This window comes from Pontibacter liquoris (assembly GCF_022758235.1).
Lineage (GTDB): Bacteria > Bacteroidota > Bacteroidia > Cytophagales > Hymenobacteraceae > Pontibacter > Pontibacter liquoris.
On the sequence record NZ_JALEBG010000003.1, the window covers coordinates 544,834 to 568,310 of the forward strand.

Sequence of the window (23,477 nt, forward strand, 5' to 3'; positions counted from 1 at the left end):
ACAATGCCGATGAAAATCACCAACGAAGTTAAAGAATCTACTATCATTATGACCCTGGATGGAGAGTTGGATGCCAGCTCTTCTGTGGTGCTGGACGAGGAACTTTCGGACCCGGCGATCATGAAATATAGTAAAGTGCTTGTAGATTGTAAAAACCTGCACTACATTTCGTCCGCCGGACTAGGCGTATTTATTTCGCACCTGCAGCGCTTCGAGGATGCGCAGATCAAACTGATCTTTTTTAACATGCAGGACAAAGTGCGGAACGTTTTTGAAATTCTTGGCCTCGATCTGCTCATGACCATTGTGTCTAATTACGAGGAAGCTATTACCGTCTCCAATGAATAATTCCATTCGGGTAAATTGTACTAAAAAAAACCTGAAACCTATACGTGATTTTGTCACGGAGTACCTGCATGCCCTTTGCCTGTCGGATATTCTGATGAACCAGATTGTGCTGGCCGTGGATGAGATATGTGCGAACCTCATCATCCACGCCAACCATGAGGACCCGAATAAATTCATTTCTCTTACCATCAACCTGCCCAAAGACATGATCCGGTTTGAGATATCGGACAACGGCGAGGCATTTAACCGATCAGAATACCGGGAGCCTGACATTGAGGAACATGTGAAAGTGGGTAAAAAAGGCGGTGTGGGCATCGCCCTTGTCAACCGGATCATGGACAAGGTGGAGTTCAGCAGCAACGGAAATAAAAATACCTGCCTGCTGTATAAAAAAATAAAATAGCGTGCTTTTACATACTTAAACCAGCCAATCCCCGTTTTCCGGAACAAAGCCAGCCGCAATAGTATTATAGGTATACTTTTTGACCATTCTGTCGGAAAAATTAATTAAAATTGCATCATCTGATCTGATCAGCAAAACTAAATTTTGTTTTAATCCACTTATGCGCAGCAATCACCTGTTTGTGGCAGCCTCGTTCGTATTACTAGCCGGATGTACTGCTTCAAAGAATAGCAAAACAAAAGAACCTGTTATCGCTACGCTGGGCTCTGAGCCAATTTCCACAGCTGAGTTCCGCTATGTTTACGAAAAAAACAACGGCGGCAACGCCGATGCCTACACCAGCAAGAGCGTAACCGATTACCTGGACCTCTACACCAATTTCAAGCTAAAGGTAAAGGAAGCTGAAAGCCGCGGACTGGATACCACCACCGCCTTTAAACGCGAACTGGAAGGCTATAAAGAGCAACTCGCCCAGCCCTACCTCACTGAGAAGAGTGTGACGGACCAGCTGGTGAAAGAGGCCTATGCCCGCATGCAGAAGGAAGTGAACGCTGCGCACATCCTCCTTACCCTTCCGCCCGATGCTGCCCCGGAAGATACGCTGGCCGCTTATAACCGCATGCTGGACCTGCGCAAGCGCGCACTGGCCGGCGAGGACTTTGGCAAGCTGGCCCAGCAGTACTCGCAGGACCCTTCGGCGGCCGATAACAAAGGAAGCCTGGGTTATTTTACAGCCATGCAAATGGTGTACCCCTTCGAGGATGCGGCTTATAAAACGCCTGTCGGGCAGATCTCGATGCCGGTGCGTACCCGCTTTGGCTATCACCTGATAAAAGTGAACGATGTGCGCGACGCCCGCGGCGAGGTACGAGTGGCTCATATCATGGTACGCGCCACACCGGGCATGCCTAAAGCCGATTCGCTGGCGGCCAAACAACGGATAGATGCCATTTACAAGCGCGTAAAGAAAGGCGAAAGCTGGGAAAAGCTGACGGCCGAGTTCTCGGAAGATGCCAATTCCGCGACCAACGGCGGCGAACTGCCCTGGTTCAGCACCGGCCGCATGATCCCCTCTTTTGAGGAAGCAGCCTATGCACTGCAGAAAGAAGGCGACATTGCCAAACCCGTGCTAACCCCTTATGGCTGGCACATCATCAAGCTCCTGGAAAAACGCGGCCTGCCGCCTTTCGAAGAACTGGAGCAGAACCTGCGCAACAAAATCGCCAAAGATTCGCGCTCGGAGCTCAACAAAGCCGCTTTCCTGAAGCGCATCAAAGCAGAAGACAACTTTACGGAAAATGCGGAAAGCAAAGCTGCCGCCCTCGCCAAAGCTACCGATGAGCTGCTGAAAGGCGCCTGGACCTATAACGAAAACGACAAGACCCTGAAACAACCGCTTTTCACGATCCAGGGCAAGCCTTATACCATTGGGGATTTTTATACTTATGTAAAGGCAGAGCAGCAGCCCCGCCCTACCGGCACCGCGCAACACGCTATGACCCTGCTTTATGATGCGTTTGTGAACAAGAGCCTGGTAGCGTATGAGAAGGCCAACCTGGAGAACAAGTACCCGGATTACCGGATGCTGGTAAAAGAGTACCACGACGGCATCCTGTTGTTCCAACTGATGGATGAGAAAGTATGGTCCAAAGCGGTGGAAGACACTGTAGGACTGCAGGCTTACTTTAACCAGAACCGTGACAAGTATAAATGGGGACAGCGCGCGCAGGCCATTGTGGTGAGCGCGGCCAGCAAAGAGCTGCTGCAAAAAGCCCAGAGCCAATTAAAAGACCGCCACTACCCGGTAAAAACGGCCAACCTGCCTGATGTGGTATTTGAGGCCAACAAAGCAACCTTGAATGAAGATGCGGAAGCCCGGCTGAAGAACCTGGCCGAACTGCTCAAGAGCAACCCTGAGCTGTCGCTGGATGTGAATGGCCATGTGGATGCCCGCGAAGCTGCTGCCAAACCAGGCGTGGCCGCAGAGCGTGCCGGCAAAGCCGTGGCTTACCTGGTGCAGCAGGGCGTACCTGCCGGGCAATTGCACCAGCAGGCCCTGGGCAAAACAAAGCAGGCAGGTCCGGATAATACGGAGACCGGCCGCCGCCGCAACCGCCGGGTATCGTTCGTGTTATACTCTTCTGACCTGAGCGCCCTGGCAGACAACCTGAATACCTCCAACCCGCTGGCTGTACAGATAACAGAGAAGAAGTTCCAGAAAGGCGACAACAAAGCCCTGGATGCCGTAGCATGGGAAAAAGGCACGTACCATACCCAGCTGAACGGCCGCGAGTACCTGATCATCATTCAGGATGTGCTGGCTCCTGGCTATAAGGAGCTGGATGAAGTACGGGGCCTGGCTATTTCGGATTACCAGAATTACCTGGAACAACAATGGGTGAGCGAACTGCGCAAACAGTACCCGGTGGAGGTAAAAGAGGAAGAAGTCGCCAAACTGTTGAAGCAATAGCCGCAGTTTTGACCGGCCTGGTTATTGCTCTTGCCTTTTGAGAGGATAATGTTAGAATAAAGCCGTAACTTGTGCGTTGGTTTAGCAGCGCAACACCTATATGTTAATAAGATTGAAGAAGAGAAACCTATTCTCCCACCTGATCTGGGTGGCCCTTGGCCTCCTGATCACGACCCATGCCTTTGCACAGGCGCCCGTACAGCGTAAAGTAGACGGCATTATTGCCAAAGTAGACAATCATGTGATCCTGCGCTCCGACCTGGAGTTCGGCTACCTGCAGTACCTGGCCCAAACCAAGCAACAGCCACGCGAGGACCTCAAATGCCAGATCCTTAAATCGCTGGTGCAGGACAAACTGTTACTGGCCCGCGCCGAGATCGACTCCATAACAGTGGAAGACGCCCAGGTAACCAGCGAGCTGAACCGCCGCGTGGAGTACCTGACCGCACAGGTAGGAGGCGTGGAGCGCCTGGAGCAGTACTACAACAAAAGCCTCAAGCAGCTGAAAGACGACCTGCGCCGCACGGTAAAAGAGCAGATGCTGATGGAAAAAATGCAGCAGGAAATCAGTGGCAAAGTAACCGTAACGCCCAAAGAGATCCAGCGCTATTTCAGCACCATCCCCCGCGACAGCTTACCCTACTTCTCCGCTGAAGTGGAACTGGGCCAGATCGTGAAGTATGCCCAGGTAAGCAAGCAGCAAAAACAGGAGGCCCGCCAGTTACTGGAGGACCTGCGTAAGCGCATACTTGCCGGTGAGGATTTTGCTACCCTGGCCAAGCAATATTCCCAGGACCCGGGTTCGGCCGCTGCCGGCGGTGAGCTGGGCTTCTTTAAAAAGAAAGAACTTGTACCCGAGTACGAGGCCGCTGCCCTGAAACTGGAGCCGGGTCAGATCTCCAATGTCGTTGAGTCGCAGTTCGGTTTTCACCTGATCCAGATGATCGAGCGCAGAGGCCAGGAATTTAACACCCGCCACATCCTTATTAAGCCTGCCACAGCCACTGTAGACATCCAGGAAGCCACCGCCGCACTCGATAGCATCCGCACCCTGATCCAGAACGACAGTTTGACCTTTGCCAAAGCAGCCAAGGACTTCTCGGATGATAAAAACACGAAAGATAACGGGGGCATGCTTACCAGCCGGGCCACAGGTACTACCTACATCCCCATGGACCAGGTAGACCCTTCTATTTTCTTTGTGATCGATACCATGCAGGTAGGCGAGATCTCCAAGCCTATTGCATATACGACCGAGGATGGCAAAGAAGCTGTCCGCATCATTTACCTGAAAACAAAGTCGAAGCCCCACCTGGCCAACCTGCGCGACGACTATCAGAAGATAGCCACGGCTGCGCTGAACCAGAAGAAAGGCAAAGCCGTAGATGATTGGTTTAGAAAGAACATCGACACGGTGTTCATCGAGATAGACCCGGAATTCCAGAATTGCCAGGTGCTGCAGCTAAACCAATAAGCAACTTGCCATGACGCGCTTTACCTCCGACAAAGAAGCAGCCGACGCGCTGTACCAGTCTTACCGCGACCTTACCACAGAGATATCCAAAGTAATTGTGGGGCAGGAAGAGGTGGTGCGCCTGGTGCTGACCGCTGTGTTTTGTCAGGGGCACTGCCTGCTTGTTGGCGTACCCGGCCTGGCCAAAACGTTGCTTATCCAGACCATTGCCTCGTCGCTGGATATGTCGTTTAACCGAGTGCAGTTCACCCCCGACCTGATGCCCTCGGATATTGTGGGCGCGGAGACGCTGGATAAAGACCGCAACTTTAATTTTGTGACCGGCCCTATCTTTGCCAACATTGTGCTGGCCGATGAGATAAACCGCACGCCCCCCAAAACGCAGGCCGCCTTGCTGGAAGCCATGCAGGAACACGCCGTAACGGTAGCCGGCCGCCGCTATGACCTGCCGCAGCCCTTTTTCGTACTGGCCACGCAGAACCCCATTGAGCAGGAAGGCACCTACCCCCTGCCCGAAGCGCAACTCGACCGCTTCATGTTCAATATCTGGCTCGATTACCCTAGTTATGAGTCGGAGCTGCAGATCGTAAAGAATACCACGGGTGCCCTGAAGTATAACCTCAACAAGATTCTGCATGCCGACGATATCCTGGCTTTTCAGCAACTGGTGCGCCGCGTGCCGGTGGTTGATAACGTGGTGGAGTATGCCGTAAAACTGGTGCACAGCACCCGGCCAAATGAACCCATGGGCTCGCAGCAGGCCAGCCAGTACCTGGAATGGGGTGCCGGCCCCCGCGCCTCGCAGCACCTGATTGTGGGTGCCAAATGCAACGCCCTGCTCAACGGCAAGTATAGCCCCGACATTGAGGACGTGCAGGCGGTAGCCCTTCCGATCCTGCGCCACCGCATCGTACGCAACTTCAAAGCCGAAGCCGAAGGCATCACCGTCAGCCAGATCATTCGGGAGTTGCTGTAAGCCAATTCTGAATGAATGAGTTTCGAATGAGCGAATGGGTATGCTCTCCCAGTTCTGTCATCTTGTAAAGATCTTGGTTGCGCTGTATAGAAGCAGTAGCTACTCGCCAACAAGATCCTTTCAGGATGACATGAAGAAGATTCTATCCTTCGTTCATCCCATCATTCAAAATCCCGTTCATTGCAATCCACTCAAATTGGTGTAATTTTGCGTTGATATTTTATTTACTCTAATCACCCTTTATACTTATGGAAGCGGCTGCCTTATACCTGCGCTTTAAAGAGAACCTGGCCACCATTGTTGGTGCCCTGCATAGCAAGCTGGAAAGACGTACCATGCCTTTCGAAACCACTATTCCGCTGGAGGTAGACCTGCTGGCCGATGTGCTGCGGCTGCACGGCCTGGAGTTTAGTTCTTCCACGCCCGGAGCGTTGCGCCTGGATGATTTCCAACGTTGGTTTCTGCAACAGGAAGAGCAGGTAAGTAGCGTCCTGCACCGGGTGCTGGAAGACAAAAAAGCCTATATGCGAACAACCACCGGCGTGGTCCTGCAAAAAGAAATGCTGATGCGTCGCTTGGAATTCATCAACGAAACAGCGCATACGCTCAGCGTGATGCTGGAGCAGCAGCAACTGGGCAGCCCCAAGCACCACAACTACCCGTTCCTGAATGCCTAAGAAGTATACTTTATAAAAGCGAAAGCCACTCCATACTTACGGAGTGGCTTTCGCTTTTATAAGAGGTAGGCCATTCTATGCATCTTGGCTCCGGATAGAAGTATGGCTCTCCCGGGAGTGCTTCAGCTTTAGCTTGCCGTCCGGCTGCGCTTTCATACTTTCTGCGGCCTGGTCGCCGGCAGGGCCTTTGGCTATCAGCGTGCCGCCATCTACCGGGAAAATGGCTCCGGTAACGTAAGATGCCTCATCAGACGCGAGGAACAGGTAAACGTTGGCCACTTCTTCCGGGGTGCCGCGGCGGCCCATCAGCGTGCCTTTCGTTACCATCTGCTCCATCTGGCTATCCATTGGTCCGGTCTCCTTGTGCGTCCAACCTGTATCGATCGGCCCTGGCGCCACAATATTGCTCCGAACCCCTTTCTGGGCCTGCTCTGCTGCCAGGCCTTTGGCAAAGGCATGTATAAAGCCTTTTGTGCCGCCGTAGGGCGCATTTTGGGCCAGCCCCAACGCCCCTGACTCGGATCCGGCGCTTACAATGTTGCCCCTGGTTTTCTGCAGCTCCGGCAGCGCCGCCTTGCTCATGGCAAAAGCCGTCCGGATGTTGTTTTTCAGCAGGTAGTCGAAAGCTTCTTCCGTAAAGTCGGTGAGCATGTTTGTTTCCGGAAAGGTGCCTGCGTTGTTGATGAGGATATCCAGTTTGCCATACTGCTTTACGGCCAGCTGTACACAGCTCTCAGCATTGGACAGTACTGACAGATCGCCGGTGTAATGGATGGCCGTGCCGCCCTCCTCCTGTATTTCCCGGGCCACTTCTTCTACCGGGTCTTCTGAAAAACCGGCCACAATCACCTTGGCACCTTCCTGTGCAAACTTCTTACATATGGCTTCGCCAATACCCGAGCCGCCGCCGGTTACGATAGCCACTTTTCCTTCCAGTCTGTTTCCCATGTTGTTTTCGTTTAAGTTCGTACTCCTTTTTATTCCATTAGTAACGATAAACAGGTATAGCGGCTAAAGGTGTCGGGAAAATGGTGAAGGGCCACACGTTTTTAGTTATTTAGCGTATGCCAAAGTAAAGCACCTGCGCACCCAAAAAAATCAACTTAACAACAGCACGGAATTTATGAGCTTTTTATACAACACGCAGGCCGACAAAGTAGCAGAGCAACTGGAAACACCGCATCTGTTGCTGCGCCCGTACGAGGAAAAAGATGCCGGCGATTTTATGCGCCTGCTGCAAGAGAACCCCACGGCGCTAAGCCCGGCTTTTGGCGGCCGGCGGGCCCGCGTACATGCGCTGGAAGATGCCCGCCTGCAGGTACAACAACTGCGCTCCGATTGGGACACACGCCGCACCTTTGACTTTGGCGTTTGGCTGAAAGAAAGCGAACGCTACATTGGCGATGTGGCCTTGAAGAACCTGGACCGTAGTATACCCAAAGCCGAACTGGGGCTATACTTCAGCGACTGGCCCAATACGCACGATCTGGCACAGGAAGCCCTGCACGCGGTAATGGAATTTGCTTTTGACCAGCTGGGCATGAACAAAGTATACCTGCGCTGCACCAACAGCAACAACTTTTATGGCGAACTGGCCCAGACCTGCGGCTTTGCGAAAGAAGGACTGCTGCGCAGTGATTACCGGGGCGCCGACTCCGACGAACTGCTGGACCTGTGCTATTACGGCATTACCCGCAAAGACTTTGAGAAGACACAGCAAAAGAGCAGCGCCAGTTCGGAAGCCCTGGCATAAAAGAAGCACGACAAATGACGAAGGACTTTATAGTATGGCTGACGCTTTTAGCGCAGGGGTTGCTTACCTTTTAGGATGGGCTAAAAAGAAATCGGTATCAAAGGTCAGGTACAGGGCATTGGAGAATTCCAGTTGCGGATCGTCCAGGTCTATGACCGGTTCGAGCCGCAGTGAGAGGTAAAGGTTATCGAACAGCTCGAAGTCTTTCATCAGGCGCAGGATCAAGAGGCGCCGTTCAGGCTGCAGGTAATCCGGGTTTTTAAAGGTGGTGGAAGCGGACTGGTAAAGCTGCCCGCCCAGTTCGGAGATATACCCATCGCCCTGCCAGTAGCTCAGCATCACATCCTGGTACTTTGTATCGACACCAATATTGAGGTACAGGCCATGGCCCTGCTCATAGGGCTTCAGGCGCGTGTTGGAAAAGTCTTTGAAGCCGACCAGGTAGTTTTTGGTATACAGGCGGTGCAGCACCTTGTTAATATACCTTTTCTCCAGCTCCACGCCTACTGCCGCATTGGCCAGCGTTACCAGGGGCAGCTCCGAGGCATCAAACTGGCCGCCTTTGTGCTGGGCCGTAAACTGCACGGGCAAAGTCAGGCGCAGGCTGTCTCCTGCGTTTTGCGCACTTTCCCGCGATAGCAGCGTAAAAGCCGCTACAGCCCCGCCATGTAGCTGCTCCTGGTCATCTTCGCCGCGGTAAAGCATGTGCACCCAATCGATCCAGGTATCCAATTTTACGGCGTCGGAGGCTAGCTTATACTGCACCCCGTTTTCGAGGCGGTTGGTCATCACCCGTTCAAAATCATACAAGGGCTCTATATAGCCGTGGGCCAGGTTTCCCTCCAGCGTACCAAACAGCAGCGTACCTTTCTCGCCCTGCACCTTGATAGTAAAGGTGGGCACCACGTCGTGGTAGCCGTTGCTACCAAAATCTTTCCACAACAAAGCACCCGCTTCTACGCGTACATTTCCGGAAGGAAAATAAATGAGCCTGGGGTTCAGGTGATAGCCAAATAAAGTATAGCCGTCGGCAATTTTATTGAAGTACTCGTTGTTCTTAGTAAAGCCGAAAGCATAGAGGCCAAACCTAAGCTCATTAGCATTTTCAGATTTTACCGGCAGCTGCTGCTCCAGCACGGTGTTGTTTAATTGCGCAGTGGCTAACCCGCTGTTAAACAAAATAAAAACAAACATTACCAGCTTAAAAAAGCGCATAAAAAAGCGTAAAATATGGGACAAAAAGACCGGGATGTTTGTTGTAATCAAACGGCGCTGATAGGCTAAAATAATTAGCAAAATACTTGGTTTCTATTTTGCATATTGGCTCCGATTTCGTAATTTCACCTTTAATATAAAGCTAATTAATCAAAGACACATGAGTGTAAGCAACGAAAAACTTAAGGCCCTGCAGCTGACCATAGACAAGCTTGACAAAACATACGGCAAAGGAACCGTGATGAAGTTGAGCGATAACCATGTGGAGGATGTTCCGGCTATCTCTACAGGCTCTCTTGGGCTGGATATTGCGTTGGGCGTTGGCGGTTTGCCCCGTGGCCGTGTTATTGAAATATACGGACCGGAATCTTCCGGTAAAACCACACTCACCATGCATGCTATTGCTGAAGCTCAGAAAGCAGGCGGACTGGCCGCTTTTATCGATGCCGAACATGCATTTGACAAAGGATACGCAAAGAAACTTGGAATTGATACAGAGAACCTGCTTATCTCTCAGCCCGACAACGGCGAGCAGGCCCTGGAGATTGCCGACCACCTGATCCGCTCCGGCGCGATCGATATTATCGTGATTGACTCTGTGGCGGCCCTGGTACCGAAAGGTGAGCTGGAAGGCGACATGGGCGACAGCAAGATGGGTCTGCAGGCACGTTTGATGTCGCAGGCACTGCGTAAGCTGACAGGTACGATCAATAAGACCGGCTGCTGCTGTATCTTCATCAACCAGCTGCGCGAGAAGATCGGGGTAATGTTTGGTAACCCGGAGACAACGACCGGTGGTAACGCCCTGAAGTTCTACGCTTCTGTTCGCCTCGATATCCGCCGCATTGGCCAGATTAAAGAGAGCGCTGATAACATTACCGGTAACCGTACCCGCGTAAAAGTGGTAAAGAACAAGGTAGCACCTCCGTTTAAAGTAGTGGAATTCGACATCATGTATGGCGAGGGTATCTCTAAAGTAGGTGAGATCCTGGACCTGGGTGTGGAGCTGAACATCGTACAGAAGTCTGGCTCATGGTTCTCTTACAACGGCGATAAACTGGGCCAGGGACGTGACGGCGTGAAGCAGATCCTGCTGGACAATCCGGAGCTGATGGACGAGATCGAGCAGAAGATCAGAGCCATAGTAAAAGGCGAGCCTGAGAAAGTGGCCGCTATCCTGGACGACGCTGCCGGCGAGTGAACGCTGTTCCCGACTTATAAATAATAGAAAGGTGCTATCGCTGGGTAGCACCTTTTTTCGTTTAAGAAGGAATTGATTCGCTGGTGTAAGTTGTTTATATTAGGCCATAAAGGCTCAGTTGGTATAGAAATTGTTTATCGCTATTTAGCCATACTGTTCTAAATGCAGATTACTTATGAAGAAATTATTCCCTGTTGTACTTTTAATTTTACTTGTCGCGTTTGGTTTTGCAGAGAAGGAGCGGATGCGCAGCATCCCGAACGAGAGCTTCTCTACCGGCGAGGTGCTCAAGTATAAAGTGCATTATGGTCCTATTACCGCTGCCGAAGCCGTTATTGATGTGTCGCCCAACATTCACCGCATCAACGACCGGGCCTGCTACCGTGCCACAGTAACCGGTAAAACCAACAGCTCCTTCGACCTTTTTATTAAAATACGTGACACTTGGCAATCCTACATCGATACGGCTGCCATTGTACCGCACCGCTCTTTCCGCAACATCGAAGAAGGCAATTACAGAAAGCGCGAAACCGTGGATTTTAACCACTACACTAACACGGCCTTTGTAGAGAAAAAGAAAAAGTCGAAGCCCAAGGAAACCGGTAACTATAAAACGCCTGATAACGTGCAGGACATTGTAAGCGGTTTTTACTACCTGCGCACCATCAACTACGACAAGCTGCGCCCGGGCGACAAGATAAATGTACAAGGCTTTTTTGACGAAGAGAATTTTGACATGCAGGTGGTTTACAAAGGACGCGAGACGGTAAGCACCAAAGCCGGCGATTTCAAAGCGATCAAACTGGTGCCTAAAATGCCCCGCAACGACATGTTTAAAGGCGAGAACGCCATTACGGTTTACCTCTCGGACGATAAGAACAAGATCCCGCTTATGATCGAGGCCGAGATGTTTGTCGGCTCCCTGAAAGTGAACCTGTATGAGTACAAAAATCTGAAGCACAAGCTGCTTCTTGCCCACCGGTAACGGAAAGCCAACCACGAGCGGTTGGCTTTTTTGCTATACCTGCCTGCCCCGGTGTGTTAAGAAACTATTATGATTTGGTTACCCTAAAACAATGTACTCTAAACTCGCTTATCTTTACATAGGATTTTAAGCATTGCAGCAGGAGTTTACAGGCTTTTGCCACTAAATGCACCGGACTTTTTTAAAAAACCGGAGTGCAGGCAGAAGCAGGCCATTACCAAACCAAATCTTTTATCTCGATCCAATGGCATCAAACTACAGGATTTTGGTAGTAGACGACGATCCGGACATCGTTGAAATGCTACAGTATAACCTTACCCGCGAAGGCTACCAGGTGGCTGAAGCCGAAAATGGCAAAAAGGCAATTGCGGCAGCGCTGGCTTTTAAGCCCGACATTATTCTGCTGGATGTGATGATGCCGGTGCTGGACGGCATTGCCGCCTGCCGCCAGTTGCGCGAAATGAGCGAATTCCGCAACACCCACATCATCTTTCTTACGGCGCGGGCAGAGGAATTTTCGGAAGTGGCGGCTTTTGAGGCCGGCGCCGATGATTTCCTGACCAAGCCCATCAAACCGCGGGCCCTGCTCAGCCGCCTGGGCGCTTACGCGCGCCGCGACGCCCTGCAGGAAGAGCAGGACCAGGTGATCGAGATCGGTGGCCTGCGCATCGACCGCACCAGCTTTGCCGTGTACAAAGGCGAAAACAAAATTACGCTGCCCAAAAAAGAATTTGAGCTACTGTCTTTCCTGGCAGCTACGCCCAATAAAGTGTTCAGCCGCGAAGAGCTGCTCAACAACGTATGGGGCAGCGATGTGTATGTTATTGCCCGTACCGTGGATGTGCACATCCGCAAAGTGCGCGAAAAAATTGGAGAGGACAACATCAAAACCATCAAAGGAGTGGGCTATAAATTTAACACCGACTGATTGAAGGAACTATACTTCGTATTACGACACGGCTATCACGCATCAGGTAGCAGCATTGCTTTTATACTTAAAGTATAACCCTTGCTTTGCCTGATGACACCAGCGTGACAAGTCTTGTGTCATGCTACTGCTATCCTGGTCCTGATACCCGGCTTTATACATGAATCTGAACGCGCGCACCCTTGCACTTTTAACATCGCTGGCCGTGGCCCTGGTGCTGACGGCCTTTCTGGCGTTAGCCACGTACCTTTCTTCCAATGGCTTGGTGGTGGCGCTGGTTGTGGTGTTTATCAGCTGCTTCATCCTGGTGCACTTCTCCTACGAAGCGCTGGTTTTCCGGGAGGTAAAGAACGTGTACTCGAATCTGGAGAGCCTGAAGAAACAGGATTTCAAAAAGGTAGAAAGCAAGTCCACCTTTAATGCCGATCCGCTCAAAAAGATAAAAGATGAGATATTTCTGATTGCCGCACAAAAGCAGCAGGAGATCGATGAGCTGAAGCACCTGCAAAACATGCGCCGCGAGTTTCTGGCCGATGTGTCGCATGAGTTGAAAACCCCCATCTTTGCTGCCCAGGGCTTCATCCATACCTTGCTAGATGGCGCCATAGACGACCCCACCGTGCGCGACAAGTTCCTGCAGAAAGCCGGTAAAAGCCTCGATGCCCTGGACGTGCTAGTCCAGGACCTGATCAGTATCTCGCAGTTTGAAAAAGGCGTGGTTAAGATGCAGAAGCGCAACTTTGACACGGCACAGCTGGTGCGGGAGGTATTTGAGGAAATGGAGCAGAAAGCGACCGAGCGGGGCATAAAGCTGCACCTGCAGGTAGAGCCCGGCCAAAAGATCATGCTATATGCCGACCCAAACCGCCTGCGCCAGGTGTTTGTGAACCTAGTGGATAATGCCATTAAGTATAGCCATAAAAAGGGCAATGTTTGGGTGTCTTTTAGCGAGGGCAAAAAGAAATACACCATTGCTGTAAAAGATGATGGCAAGGGCATAGCAGAAGAGCACATCAACCGCATTTTTGAGCGCTTCTACCGCGTCGATAAAAGCCGCTCGCGCGATACCACCAGCACAGGCCTGGGGCTGGCCATCTGCAAGCACATCGTGGAGGCGCACCGCTCGTTCATTGCTGTAAAAAGTGAGCTGGGCAAAGGCACCACCCTGCGCTTTAAGCTATCAAAGGCGAAGTAAGTTGGATTGTTGAATGGTTGTATGGCTGAATGGTTGTATGGCTATACTTTACAGAAAGCTATTCTGTGCGCCGTGCTTTCTCACCCGCATTATTCTTCCTTTGTACTATTGTTCTAGATAGATTGCAGCCAGAAAAGCGCTGCCGGCTTATCAAAGATCACCCCTAACAATTTAACAAGTAATCAACCAAACAATTATATTAAGTATCTTTGCAGGATGCTCGGCCAAAGTGTAGCTGCGCCCAAACAAAGTATAAATTACGATGAAGTACCCGGTTTTTAAAGACCTGATTATATTTGAGAATGAGGACTATGTAGTGGTAAACAAGCCGCCGTTCCTGGCCACGCTGGAGGACCGCACCCCCAACTCAACTAACCTGCTCAAGCTTGCCCGGCAGTATAGCCCGGACATGCAGGCCTGCCACCGCCTGGACAAGGACACCTCGGGCTGCCTGGTATTTGCCAAAAACCCCGAAGCTTACCGCCACCTGGCCATGCAGTTCGAGCACCGCCAGGTGTACAAAATATACCATGCCGTGGTATGGGGCCAGCACAAGTTTGAGGATGAACTGGTGAACCGCTCTATCCTGACCAGCGCCAAGGGAGTGGCCAAGCTAACGCCGAAGGGCAAACCTGCCGAGACCTACTTTACCACGCTGGAAAATTATAACCGCCATACTTTGCTCGAGTGCAACCCGGTAACGGGGCGCCTGCACCAGATCCGGATCCATGCCGCATTCCTGGGTGCGCCCATTGTGGCAGACGAGTTGTACGGCGGCGAGAATGTATTTCTAAGCCAGCTAAAGCGTAACTTTAACCTGAAGCAGGAAACCGAAGAGCAGCCGCTGATCAAGCGCTTTGCCCTGCACTCGTTCAATATTGGCTTTACGCTGCTAAACGACGAGCCCATAAAGATAGAAGCGCCATACCCCAAGGATTTTGCCGTACTGGTAAAGCAGCTCCGGACACATTAATTGGACAAAGGATAAAAGACAAAGGACAAAAGAAATGGCTAATGCTACTTCTTTTGTCCTTTGTCTTTTTTGCAGGTACAGTTTATACTTCGCCTATACCCTCACAAGTATAAGCAGGTATTCCCGGCTCGTCTTTGCATACTTTAGTAGCCGTGGTGCTTGCAGCTGAGAACATGCGAAAGAGCCCATTATAGCGCAAGCGTCCGCTTGTGCTCTTCAGGCAAAACTCCATAGCGGCAAGGCACAAGCGGACGCTTGCGCCAGCACGTAACCGCTTAGCCAACAACCTGTTTTTGCCCTTTGTCTTTTGTCAGGCCGTCTTTTGTCTAACTTACTTCCAGCACGATCTTGCCAATGTTCCGGTTCTCTTCCATATACCGGTGTGCTTCGGCTGCCTGTTGCCAGTTAAAAACACTGTCTATTACGGGCTTTATACTTCCGTTGCGGAACAGCGGCAGGGCAAAAGCGCTCATTTCCTGCGTTAGTTTTATCTGGTAATCGCGGGAGCGGGAACGGAGTGTGGAGCCGGTTACCTGCAGGCGCTTGGCCAGCATCTTGCGCAAATCAAAGGCGTCTACTTTGCCGCCGCCCAAGGTAGCCAGCAGCACCATTCGCCCGTCCGCGCGCAGGCAATCAATGTTCTGGTTAAAGTATGGCCCGCCAATAAAATCCACGAGCACATTCACCCCTTCGGAGTTGGTGTAGGCCAGCACCTCGTCCTCAAAAGGGACTTCTTTGTAGTTGATCGCTTTATGGGCTCCCAGCACCAGGCAAGCCGCCAGCTTTTGCTCCGATGCCGTCACCAACACTTCCGCCTTTAGGGCCCGGGCCAGCTGAATGGCCGCCGTACCCACGCCACTGGCACCCGCATGGATGAGCACCCGCTCTCCTGCCTGCAGCTTGCCCAGCCATACCAGCGCCTGGTAAGCGGTCAGGAAGACCTCGGGTATGGCGGCGGCTTCTGCCATACTTAAATTAGCGGGTACCGGCAGCGCCATGTCTTCGTGGATGATGGCGTATTCGGCGTAGCCGCCGCCCGGCAGCAAACCAAATACCTTGTCGCCCTTTTTATACTTTGTGCAGCTGATACCTGCTTCTTCCACCACACCGGCCATCTCCAGACCCAGCAGCGGGCTTGCGCCTTTTGGCGGCGGGTACTTTCCCTGCCGCTGCAAAGTATCGGCACGATTCAGGGCCGTGGCGTGCACCCGCACCAGCAACTCGTAGGGGCCGGGCAACGGTTGCTCGTACTCGCCCAGTATCAGTTGTTCTGGCCCGCCGGGTTGTTTTACAAGGATGGCTTTCATGGTTTTGGTTTAATAAGTATCCGGACAAAAGAAGTTGAGATAGATGACTTTTAAAGTATAGCGCATCAGCAGTTTCATACTTGTGTGTATAGCATAACTTGGCTTATACTTTAAACTGAACTTTTCACCCCTGTATATACCTACTCCGGCAGCTAGGCTTGCGTTGCGTTTCCGGCCGTAGTTCAGCAAACTGCATTTATACTTATATCAAATCGGCAACCAGCGTTTGTAGCGGGAGAAACGAGCAAGCAGGAGCGCTGCTTGCCAGGCTCCCAGATCTGCTACTCCCGCCGGATGGCCTCCACCGGGTCGAGGCGGGCAGCGCGCAGGGCGGGATACGTGCCGAATACCACGCCGACCAGGATGGCAATGCTCCCGATCAGCAGAAACGTATCGGCGGTGTAAGCGGCCTGAAAGGGCACCTTGGCAAAAGCTTTGATGAGCGGCACAAGGCCCAACGAGGCCAGCATACCCAGTACCAGCCCCAGCATACTTCCCAGCAGCGATACTGTTATGGACTCGGCCAGAAACTGCAGCAGGATGTCGCGCCGTTTGGCACCCATTGCTTTACGCACACCTATTTCTACGGTGCGCTCCGTCACCGAAATCAGCAACACGTTCATCACCCCAATGCCGCCCACCAGTACCGAGATGCCCACAATCAGGCCCATCACCACTCTGAAAAGCAGGAAACCCTGTGCTGCCTGCGCCACCCGCACCTCGTTGGTGATCACTACAAAGTCTGAAGGCGTTTTATTAAAGCGCTGTTTCAGCCAGGCCTCTATTTCTGCTTTAAGCGCCGGAACATGCTCCACGTTTTCGGCTTCAAAAAAGCCACGTGGCGGTTCTTCCTTTAACTCCGCATCCGAGAACAAGGTAATGGGGAAGTATAACCGGGGTGCTTCCGCCCCATCAGCTTTCAGGATGCCTGCCACTTGCAGTGCTTTGCCCCTGAACACGATAGTTTTCCCCAGCAGCAACGCTGCAGAATCTTTGCCTGCTGCCTGTTCTGCAAAGGAGCGGCTTACAAAAGCCACCTTACGCTGCGCTTCCACATCTGCCTTCGTCAGAATCCTGCCGCTTGCCACGCCTGCTCCTGACGGATGATAGGCGCTTATACCTGTTACCAGGGCGGCAATGCGCTTTGTGGTATCGGGCAGCAGCACTTCGCCCGTGCGCCGAACCTCAAAATAGCCTTTTGCCGGGTGGCTCAGCGATGCAGAAAGGGCCTGAATGTCTTTATACATCAGGTAATCATAGTTTTCTTTCTTCAGGCGCAGGCCGTTCTCCTTTTTATACATATCGGTTTCGACCATGATGGCCTTGAGCGACGTGGTGTTCGTGATCTGCTCCTGCGCATACTGCTCCATGCCATCGATCAGCGCCAGCACCGTTACCAGCGCCGCCACGCCAATAACAATGCCCAGGATAGACAGCAATGTATGGAACAGCCGCGATTGGATGTTTTGAAGCGCCAGTGAAAAAGAAATCAGCAGTTTTTTGAGCATCAGAGCAAGTAGGTATGTAGTATAAATATAGTGATTTATATACAAGCATTTCCTTTAACCTGATCCGCTATCAAAATTGCCTTTCCTGCGCTCCCTGCCGCATCCCTTTAAATTATTTAAAAGATTTATTACAGAATGCTTGTCCTTATTACGAATCTTTCGTAATTATACGAAAACATCGTAGAATAATGGAAAAGCTCACGCAACAAGAAGAGGAAGCTATGCTGGTGATCTGGCAAACCGGGGGTGGCTTTATCAAGGATTTTCTGGAAAGCCTGCCCGAGCCGAAACCTCCTTATACGACCCTGGCCTCTACGGTGAAGAACCTGGAGAAGAAAAGCTATCTGCAAAGCGAGAAGCTAGGCAACACCTACCGCTATACGCCCCTGATAAAAGCGGAAGATTACAAGAAGCGGTTTATGAAAAGCTTTGTGGGCGATTACTTTAAGAGTTCCTACAAAGAGCTGGTGGCTTTTTTTGCCAAAGATGAGAAAATAACGGCCGAAGAGCTGAAAGAGATTATTGCCATGATCGAAAACAAAAAACCAGAATAAGATGCCAGCCCTGCTCCTATACCTGCTCCAGGTGAACGTGGCCCTGGCGCTGTTTTACCTGGCCTATCATTTTATACTTCGCCGGCTTACCTTCTACCACCTCAACCGCCTGTTTCTGGTGTTGGGTATTTTGTTCTCCAGTGTCTATCCCTTTATAGATCTGTCGGAGCTGATGGCAGAACACGAGCAAATTGCCGGTACATACATCGGCACGTTACCTGCCTGGGCTATTCCAACTTCCCGGGTTACGCAGGCAACGGCTTTCGATTACTGGCAGCTGCCGGTATACCTGTTCTGGGCCGGGCTCCTGGTGATGCTTGCCCGGTTTATACTTCAGTTTGTTTCGCTTTATAAAATCCACAACAGCTCCGTGCTGGCCAAGTATAAAAACACCAGTTTCAGGGAAGTTGCAAGTATAAGTCAGGCCTTTTCTTTCTGGCAGACCATTTACCTTGATCCTAGCCGGCATACGCCCGAAGAACTCGAATCCATCCTGCAGCATGAGGTGATACACACAACCGGCTGGCATACGCTGGATGTGCTGCTGGCCGAGCTGAGCACCGTATTTTACTGGTTCAACCCGACCGTGTGGCTCCTGAAAAAAGCTGTGAAAGAAAACCTGGAGTTTATTGCCGACCAGCAGGTGGTACAAGCGGGCATTGCTCTAAAAGATTACCAATACCTTTTACTGAAAGTTGTAGGCGCCTCACAACCTCAGATTGCCAATCAGTTTAATTTTCCCTCACTTAAACGAAGAATTGCCATGATGAACAAAAAACAATCGCAGTTGCGGCAAATCGCGCGGTATGCCGTGCTGCTGCCCCTAATGACGGTACCTGTGCTGGTGATGACCGCCTGCAGCGAAGAGCCCGAAGCCGCCGCGCCGGAGGCTGTGCAAAGCCATGTCAGCATACAGGCAAGTATAGCCGACTCGGTCGTTTACTATATCGATGGAGTGGAAGCGCCCAACGATGCCTACAAAAAATTAGACCCCCAGGAAATACACAGTGTGAATGTGCTGAAAGGCGAAAGCGTGAAAGAGGCATTCCCTGATAAAGCGGGCAAAAGCATTATCGCTATCACCACTAAAAAGAACAAGGAATCTGCGCAGGTGCTAAAGTTTAACAGGTTATTGCCTGTACCGCCACCACCACCGCCTGCACCCGAAACAGCCCCTGCGCGGCAGGCAGTTTCAGTAACCGCCGAACTGCCGCCACCGCCACCCCCAGTGAGCCAGGACCCAAACGAACCCTTTATCTTTTCGCCAGCGAATGAAGGATATTACCAGAACAACCTGCCCGAAGATTACAAGGCGTTTCTGAAGCGCAACCCAACGGTAAAGCAGGTTGGCTGGAAGTTTAACAACAGAAAGGATTATACCTTAGAGTCGCTGGTAATCTTCCTGAAGTCTGGCAAGACCGAAGCATTTGACTTCGATCAGAACCACCGGGTTCCGGCCGCGGAAGCCAAATATGGCGAACTGCCGCAGTTGCCTGCGCCCCCGCCTCCGGTAAGAAGCTCCGGGAATTAAATTAGCCCAATATAAAAAAGCCGCCCCGTTTATACAGCCGGGCGGCTTTTTTGTGCTCGTATAACTTGCTGTGATACACTTGAAAAGACCTATCGGAGTAGAAGGGCCCAGACCTAAATAGGACCGGGAATAGCGATTTGTTTAAAGGGGGAGCCTGCAACTGCTGCTGATGAAGTACAAACGTTGTAAGTTCGGGCTGTTGCGTAAAGATTCACTCCCGCCCTGCTGTCATCTCTACGACAGGAGAGATCTGGATTGAGATCTTTGAGCTTCAGATTTCTCAGGTTGTTCGAAATGACAGTTTGCAAATGGTTTTGCTGGTGAGAACGCAATAACGCAAGTATACTTGGGCTGAAGTATAAGCACTGTGGTTTTGGTGGTAACATCCCCCTACCCCCTTCAAAGGGGGACTTTCTGCTCCGAGTAGTTTATACTTACTCTCTAGTCGTAACAGCTTAACCTCCCTTCCACCAGGATCCTTTCAGGATGACAAAAAGGGAAGAGGGATGGCAAGGGTTTATACTTAGGCTGAAGTATACACTGCCGCTATCGAACTGATCCCAGTCCTTGGGTTGAGCGCCTCGAGAGTTTCCGGTGACGAGCTTTAGCGAGGTAGCCCGAGGTACGAGGGCAGGAAACGAAAGCAGCGCGATGCCCGAGGACGAGCCCCCGCGGGCTTGGAGCGCTCCAAAGTAGGAAATGAAACAAGGCAAGTATAAGGCTCAGGAATACAGCTAGCTAACAAGTATAGCCAAAGTGTAAAACAGAAGAATACGACTAGCTCTCAAGTATAGCCGGAATATCTTACTTAGTGAATGATAGCTACTAAGTATAGCCCAAGTTGCGGTAAGCCCGAAACAGGAAAGTATAAACCGGTGTAGTAGCGGATCTTCCCCCTCATAAACCTACCATTCCTCTTCCGCTACCCCACTATTTCGCTGTTACACAGGTTATTTCGCATGGGCTGTTGCATATCATATAATTAACTTCTATCTTTGTGTCCATTTTCCAAAGACCGAAGAATCAATAATTAAATAAATAAATCGCTTACAACCACCAATAATGGATCATTTAAGTTATAAAACCCAGTACGTCAACAAGAAGTCAGCCAACAAAGGTTGGGTGATTGTGGATGCCGGGCAAGGAAGCTTGGGTCGTGTGGCATCGGAAGTTGCCAAGATCCTGAAAGGCAAGCACAAGCCTTCGTATACTCCAAACGCTGACTGCGGCGACAACGTGATCATCATCAATGCTGATGACACCCGTTTCACCGGTCGCAAGTGGGACCAGAAGTACTACCTGACACACACTGGATACCCAGGCGGTCAGAAAAGAACGTCTCCCCGTGAGTTAAAGGCCAAATCATCTACGCTGCTCGTTGAGCGCGCCGTTCGCGGTATGTTGCCTAAAAACAGCTTAGGCCGTGAGCTATTCAGAAATCTTCATGTTTTTGCAGGAAGCGAGCATCCATTTGCAGCTCAGCAGCCTAAAGAATTAACCTTCAACATCTAATTTAATGGAAGTTATCAATACATCTGGTAGAAGAAAAACCTCGGTGGCACGCATCTACATGACGTCCGGGCAAGGGAATATCACTATTAACGGTAAAGATATCAAGGCATACTTCCCTAACGAAGTATTGCAGACTATTGTGAATCAGCCGTTTCAAACCTTAGAAGCTATTGGCAAATACGACGTAGTTGCCAATCTTAAAGGGGGTGGTGTAAGCGGCCAGGCTGAAGCACTTAGACTTGCTATCTCTAAAGCACTGGTAGTAGAAAACGCCGAGACAAAATCCGTTCTCCGCAAGGAAGGATTTATTACGCGTGACCCACGCATGGTGGAGCGTAAGAAGTTCGGTAAGCGTAAAGCACGTCGTTCATTCCAGTTCAGCAAACGTTAATATTAAAGGTGTATCAACAACATGGCAAGCACTAATTATAAAGAATTATTGGAGGCAGGTGTTCACTTTGGCCACCTTACCCGCAAGTGGGACCCCAAAATGGCTCCGTACATCTTCATGGAGAAGAACGGTATCCATATCATTGACTTAAACAAAACGCTGGTGGCACTTGACGAAGCTTCTTCGGCTATCAAGAACATCGCTAAATCTGGTCGTAAAATCCTGTTTGTGGCTACTAAAAAGCAGGCACAGGAAATTGTAACGGAAGAGGCCAAGCGTCTGAAAATGCCTTATGTAACGGATCGTTGGTTAGGCGGCATGCTGACTAACTTCGCTACCGTGCGTAAGTCACTTAAGAAAATGTCTACTATCGACAAGATGGTGAAAGACAACACGGCTTATGCAGCCATTGCAAAGCGCGAAAAACTGATGCTATCTCGTGAGCGCGAGAAACTGGAGCGTGTACTGGGCGGTATTGCCGACCTGTCTCGCCTGCCAGCCGCTCTGTTTGTAGTGGACGTAAAGCGCGAGCACATTGCTGTAAAAGAAGCACAAAAGCTGAACCTGCCTGTTTTCGCTATCTGCGATACGAACTCTAACCCAGAGTTGGTAGACTTCCCAATCCCGGCAAACGACGATGCTTCCAAATCAGTAGCGCTTATCATGTCTGTTATTGGTAAGGCCATTGAAGAAGGACTGTCTGAGCGTAAAGTGGACAAAGAAGAAACAGAGCGCAAGCGTTCTGAAGAAGAAGGCATCAAGGCTAAGCAGGAAGCTGACGAGCAATAAGACCTTGTTCATATTGCATTCTATCAAACTGAACATTGGGCCAGGCTGCTTCAATGTTCAGTTTGTTTTAGGGCAGTTGAGAGACGTTAGATTTTAGACGTTCTTTTAAATCCCGGAATAAAATTCTTAATTCTTAATTGATAATTCTTAATTATAGAAAGATGGCTATTACAGCACAAGACGTTAACAGACTTCGCCAGGAAACTGGTGCTGGTATGATGGACTGCAAAAAAGCGCTTACAGAAGCAAACGGCGACTTTGAAGCAGCTAAAGATATTCTGCGTAAGCAGGGACAGAAAATTGCCAGCAAACGCGCTGACAACGAAACTTCTGAAGGTATTGTATTAACGCAGGTTACTGCTGATGGCACTTCTGGTAAAGTTGTTGCTATTGCCTGCGAAACGGAGCCCGTATCGAAGGTTGAAGACTTCAGAAACCTGGCACAGGCCGTATTAAATGCTGCTGTTACTACAAACGCTGCTACTAAAGAAGAACTGCTTGCTACGCCTCAGGCTGATGGCCGTTCGCTGCAGGACCACATCACCGACCTGATGGGTAAAATTGGTGAGAAGATCGACGTAGTTTCTTACGAAACAGTAAACGCAGAGAAAGTTGTAGCTTACAACCACTCTAACGGCAAACTGGGTGTACTGGTAGGCCTGAAGAACACCAACGGTACAGACGTTACTGAAGTAGGCAAAGACGTAGCGATGCAGATTGCTGCGATGAAGCCAATCGCCCTTGACAAAGAAGGTGTGGATGCCGCTACTATCGAGCGTGAGATCGAGATCGGCAAAGAGCAGGCACGCCAGGAAGGCAAGCCAGAGGCTATGCTGGAGAAAATTGCACAGGGTAAACTGAACAAGTTCTACAAAGACAACACCCTGCTGAACCAAGAGTTTGTAAAAGACTCTTCGCTTTCTATTGCCCAACTGCTTGACAAAACAAGCAAAGGCTTAACTGTAAGCGAGTTCAAGCGTGTAGCGATCGGCTAAGCGTTATTATAAGTATAAAAAAGGCCCGCATTACTGCGGGCCTTTTTTGTTTTATACCTATGCTGTTAAATTTAATAGCATCGATACCTGGGAGCAAAGTATGCGCAGAACATCTCCAGTAGGGTCAGATCGCGACCTATCCAATTATCCCTGAAAATTTGTCTGAACCAGGATGTACAGGATTTTAGGATTAGCAGGAAATTACGTCTTTATCCCACAGTGGCATTGATTAGCTATTGCGCGGTCAGGCCATGACCCGTCCTTACAAAAGACAATCGTAAAAACTTCATTT

The 23,477-nt window shown here is 50.7% G+C and carries 22 protein-coding genes; 18 read left to right on the forward strand and 4 right to left on the reverse strand.

The window, feature by feature from the left end; translation table 11 throughout:
• Window positions 1-3 precede the first annotated feature (3 nt).
• From LWL52_RS19225 to LWL52_RS19250, 6 genes are all read left to right on the forward strand, one after another.
• Window positions 4-348, forward strand: a complete 345-nt coding sequence (locus tag LWL52_RS19225) for an STAS domain-containing protein (RefSeq protein WP_242923440.1) — start codon at window positions 4-6, stop codon at window positions 346-348.
• Window positions 341-751: an ATP-binding protein gene (locus LWL52_RS19230; RefSeq protein WP_242923443.1), complete on the forward strand. Its 411-nt coding sequence runs from the start codon at window positions 341-343 to the stop codon at window positions 749-751. Before LWL52_RS19225 ends, LWL52_RS19230 begins: the two co-directional genes overlap by 8 nt.
• Window positions 752-911: 160 nt before the next feature.
• Window positions 912-3,221, forward strand: coding sequence for a peptidylprolyl isomerase (locus tag LWL52_RS19235; protein WP_242923445.1), 2,310 nt, complete (start codon window positions 912-914; stop codon window positions 3,219-3,221).
• Window positions 3,222-3,333: 112 nt separating this feature from the next.
• Window positions 3,334-4,695: a peptidylprolyl isomerase gene (locus LWL52_RS19240; protein ID WP_242923447.1), complete on the forward strand. Its 1,362-nt coding sequence runs from the start codon at window positions 3,334-3,336 to the stop codon at window positions 4,693-4,695.
• Between the two features lie 10 nt (window positions 4,696-4,705).
• Complete coding sequence (locus LWL52_RS19245) at window positions 4,706-5,671, forward strand: AAA family ATPase (RefSeq protein WP_242923455.1); 966 nt, start codon at window positions 4,706-4,708, stop codon at window positions 5,669-5,671.
• A gap of 248 nt (window positions 5,672-5,919) precedes the next feature.
• Window positions 5,920-6,348 carry a hypothetical protein gene (locus LWL52_RS19250; RefSeq protein WP_242923458.1) on the forward strand — a complete coding sequence of 143 codons (429 nt, stop codon included), beginning with the start codon at window positions 5,920-5,922 and terminating at the stop codon, window positions 6,346-6,348.
• A gap of 75 nt (window positions 6,349-6,423) precedes the next feature.
• Here LWL52_RS19250 and LWL52_RS19255 read toward each other — a convergent pair whose 3' ends face one another.
• Window positions 6,424-7,296: an SDR family NAD(P)-dependent oxidoreductase gene (locus LWL52_RS19255; protein WP_242923466.1), complete on the reverse strand. Its 873-nt coding sequence runs from the start codon at window positions 7,294-7,296 to the stop codon at window positions 6,424-6,426.
• Window positions 7,297-7,471: 175 nt separating this feature from the next.
• On the opposite strand from LWL52_RS19255, the gene LWL52_RS19260 reads away from it, so the two are divergent.
• Window positions 7,472-8,101, forward strand: coding sequence for a GNAT family N-acetyltransferase (locus LWL52_RS19260; protein WP_242923469.1), 630 nt, complete (start codon window positions 7,472-7,474; stop codon window positions 8,099-8,101).
• A gap of 63 nt (window positions 8,102-8,164) precedes the next feature.
• On the opposite strand, the gene LWL52_RS19265 is transcribed toward LWL52_RS19260, so the two are convergent.
• Window positions 8,165-9,316 carry a lipid A deacylase gene (locus LWL52_RS19265; RefSeq protein WP_242923471.1) on the reverse strand — a complete coding sequence of 384 codons (1,152 nt, stop codon included), beginning with the start codon at window positions 9,314-9,316 and terminating at the stop codon, window positions 8,165-8,167.
• A gap of 160 nt (window positions 9,317-9,476) precedes the next feature.
• On the opposite strand from LWL52_RS19265, the gene recA reads away from it, so the two are divergent.
• From recA to LWL52_RS19290, 5 genes are all read left to right on the forward strand, one after another.
• Window positions 9,477-10,517: a recombinase RecA gene (gene recA / locus LWL52_RS19270; RefSeq protein ID WP_242923479.1), complete on the forward strand. Its 1,041-nt coding sequence runs from the start codon at window positions 9,477-9,479 to the stop codon at window positions 10,515-10,517.
• A gap of 175 nt (window positions 10,518-10,692) precedes the next feature.
• Window positions 10,693-11,502, forward strand: a complete 810-nt coding sequence (locus tag LWL52_RS19275) for a DUF3108 domain-containing protein (protein ID WP_242923482.1) — start codon at window positions 10,693-10,695, stop codon at window positions 11,500-11,502.
• Window positions 11,503-11,746: 244 nt separating this feature from the next.
• Window positions 11,747-12,430, forward strand: a complete 684-nt coding sequence (locus LWL52_RS19280; protein WP_242923484.1) for a response regulator transcription factor — start codon at window positions 11,747-11,749, stop codon at window positions 12,428-12,430.
• Between the two features lie 160 nt (window positions 12,431-12,590).
• Window positions 12,591-13,625, forward strand: coding sequence for a sensor histidine kinase (locus tag LWL52_RS19285; RefSeq protein ID WP_242923486.1), 1,035 nt, complete (start codon window positions 12,591-12,593; stop codon window positions 13,623-13,625).
• 262 nt (window positions 13,626-13,887) lie between these two features.
• Entirely contained in the window at window positions 13,888-14,598 is a 711-nt protein-coding gene (locus LWL52_RS19290; protein ID WP_242923488.1) for an RluA family pseudouridine synthase, read from the forward strand.
• A gap of 326 nt (window positions 14,599-14,924) precedes the next feature.
• Here LWL52_RS19290 and LWL52_RS19295 read toward each other — a convergent pair whose 3' ends face one another.
• Together LWL52_RS19295 and LWL52_RS19300 are read right to left on the reverse strand one after the other, a co-directional pair.
• Window positions 14,925-15,905, reverse strand: a complete 981-nt coding sequence (locus LWL52_RS19295; RefSeq protein WP_242923490.1) for an NAD(P)H-quinone oxidoreductase — start codon at window positions 15,903-15,905, stop codon at window positions 14,925-14,927.
• Window positions 15,906-16,186: 281 nt separating this feature from the next.
• Window positions 16,187-17,413 carry an ABC transporter permease gene (locus LWL52_RS19300; RefSeq protein ID WP_242923493.1) on the reverse strand — a complete coding sequence of 409 codons (1,227 nt, stop codon included), beginning with the start codon at window positions 17,411-17,413 and terminating at the stop codon, window positions 16,187-16,189.
• A gap of 188 nt (window positions 17,414-17,601) precedes the next feature.
• Here LWL52_RS19300 and LWL52_RS19305 point away from each other — a divergent pair, with 188 nt between their 5' ends.
• The 6 genes from LWL52_RS19305 to tsf all read left to right on the forward strand — a co-directional run bounded on the left by LWL52_RS19305 (window position 17,602) and on the right by tsf (window position 23,185).
• Complete coding sequence (locus tag LWL52_RS19305) at window positions 17,602-17,967, forward strand: BlaI/MecI/CopY family transcriptional regulator (protein ID WP_242923495.1); 366 nt, start codon at window positions 17,602-17,604, stop codon at window positions 17,965-17,967.
• A gap of 1 nt (window position 17,968) precedes the next feature.
• Window positions 17,969-19,498 carry a M56 family metallopeptidase gene (locus LWL52_RS19310; RefSeq protein ID WP_242923497.1) on the forward strand — a complete coding sequence of 510 codons (1,530 nt, stop codon included), beginning with the start codon at window positions 17,969-17,971 and terminating at the stop codon, window positions 19,496-19,498.
• A gap of 1,062 nt (window positions 19,499-20,560) precedes the next feature.
• Entirely contained in the window at window positions 20,561-21,010 is a 450-nt protein-coding gene (gene rplM / locus LWL52_RS19315) for a 50S ribosomal protein L13 (protein ID WP_242923499.1), read from the forward strand.
• Window positions 21,011-21,014: 4 nt separating this feature from the next.
• On the forward strand, window positions 21,015-21,401 hold the full coding sequence (gene rpsI / locus LWL52_RS19320; protein WP_242923501.1) for a 30S ribosomal protein S9: 387 nt from the start codon (window positions 21,015-21,017) through the stop codon (window positions 21,399-21,401).
• A gap of 21 nt (window positions 21,402-21,422) precedes the next feature.
• Complete coding sequence (rpsB, locus tag LWL52_RS19325) at window positions 21,423-22,190, forward strand: 30S ribosomal protein S2 (RefSeq protein ID WP_242923503.1); 768 nt, start codon at window positions 21,423-21,425, stop codon at window positions 22,188-22,190.
• Between the two features lie 161 nt (window positions 22,191-22,351).
• Entirely contained in the window at window positions 22,352-23,185 is an 834-nt protein-coding gene (gene tsf, locus LWL52_RS19330) for a translation elongation factor Ts (RefSeq protein WP_242923505.1), read from the forward strand.
• Window positions 23,186-23,477 lie beyond the last annotated feature (292 nt).

What these genes read in the sequence shown, in the direction of transcription:
- LWL52_RS19225 (WP_242923440.1), top strand. Translation starts at nt 4, where the DNA reads ATGCCGATGAAAATCACCAACGAAGTTAAAGAATCTACTATCATTATG.
- LWL52_RS19230 (WP_242923443.1), top strand. Translation starts at nt 341, where the DNA reads ATGAATAATTCCATTCGGGTAAATTGTACTAAAAAAAACCTGAAACCT.
- LWL52_RS19235 (WP_242923445.1), top strand. Translation starts at nt 912, where the DNA reads ATGCGCAGCAATCACCTGTTTGTGGCAGCCTCGTTCGTATTACTAGCC.
- LWL52_RS19245 (WP_242923455.1), top strand. Translation starts at nt 4,706, where the DNA reads ATGACGCGCTTTACCTCCGACAAAGAAGCAGCCGACGCGCTGTACCAG.
- LWL52_RS19250 (WP_242923458.1), top strand. Translation starts at nt 5,920, where the DNA reads ATGGAAGCGGCTGCCTTATACCTGCGCTTTAAAGAGAACCTGGCCACC.
- LWL52_RS19255 (WP_242923466.1), bottom strand. Translation starts at nt 7,296, where the DNA reads ATGGGAAACAGACTGGAAGGAAAAGTGGCTATCGTAACCGGCGGCGGC.
- LWL52_RS19260 (WP_242923469.1), top strand. Translation starts at nt 7,472, where the DNA reads ATGAGCTTTTTATACAACACGCAGGCCGACAAAGTAGCAGAGCAACTG.
- LWL52_RS19265 (WP_242923471.1), bottom strand. Translation starts at nt 9,316, where the DNA reads ATGCGCTTTTTTAAGCTGGTAATGTTTGTTTTTATTTTGTTTAACAGC.
- recA (WP_242923479.1), top strand. Translation starts at nt 9,477, where the DNA reads ATGAGTGTAAGCAACGAAAAACTTAAGGCCCTGCAGCTGACCATAGAC.
- LWL52_RS19275 (WP_242923482.1), top strand. Translation starts at nt 10,693, where the DNA reads ATGAAGAAATTATTCCCTGTTGTACTTTTAATTTTACTTGTCGCGTTT.
- LWL52_RS19280 (WP_242923484.1), top strand. Translation starts at nt 11,747, where the DNA reads ATGGCATCAAACTACAGGATTTTGGTAGTAGACGACGATCCGGACATC.
- LWL52_RS19285 (WP_242923486.1), top strand. Translation starts at nt 12,591, where the DNA reads ATGAATCTGAACGCGCGCACCCTTGCACTTTTAACATCGCTGGCCGTG.
- LWL52_RS19290 (WP_242923488.1), top strand. Translation starts at nt 13,888, where the DNA reads ATGAAGTACCCGGTTTTTAAAGACCTGATTATATTTGAGAATGAGGAC.
- LWL52_RS19295 (WP_242923490.1), bottom strand. Translation starts at nt 15,905, where the DNA reads ATGAAAGCCATCCTTGTAAAACAACCCGGCGGGCCAGAACAACTGATA.
- LWL52_RS19300 (WP_242923493.1), bottom strand. Translation starts at nt 17,413, where the DNA reads ATGCTCAAAAAACTGCTGATTTCTTTTTCACTGGCGCTTCAAAACATC.
- LWL52_RS19305 (WP_242923495.1), top strand. Translation starts at nt 17,602, where the DNA reads ATGGAAAAGCTCACGCAACAAGAAGAGGAAGCTATGCTGGTGATCTGG.
- LWL52_RS19310 (WP_242923497.1), top strand. Translation starts at nt 17,969, where the DNA reads ATGCCAGCCCTGCTCCTATACCTGCTCCAGGTGAACGTGGCCCTGGCG.
- rplM (WP_242923499.1), top strand. Translation starts at nt 20,561, where the DNA reads ATGGATCATTTAAGTTATAAAACCCAGTACGTCAACAAGAAGTCAGCC.
- rpsI (WP_242923501.1), top strand. Translation starts at nt 21,015, where the DNA reads ATGGAAGTTATCAATACATCTGGTAGAAGAAAAACCTCGGTGGCACGC.
- rpsB (WP_242923503.1), top strand. Translation starts at nt 21,423, where the DNA reads ATGGCAAGCACTAATTATAAAGAATTATTGGAGGCAGGTGTTCACTTT.
- tsf (WP_242923505.1), top strand. Translation starts at nt 22,352, where the DNA reads ATGGCTATTACAGCACAAGACGTTAACAGACTTCGCCAGGAAACTGGT.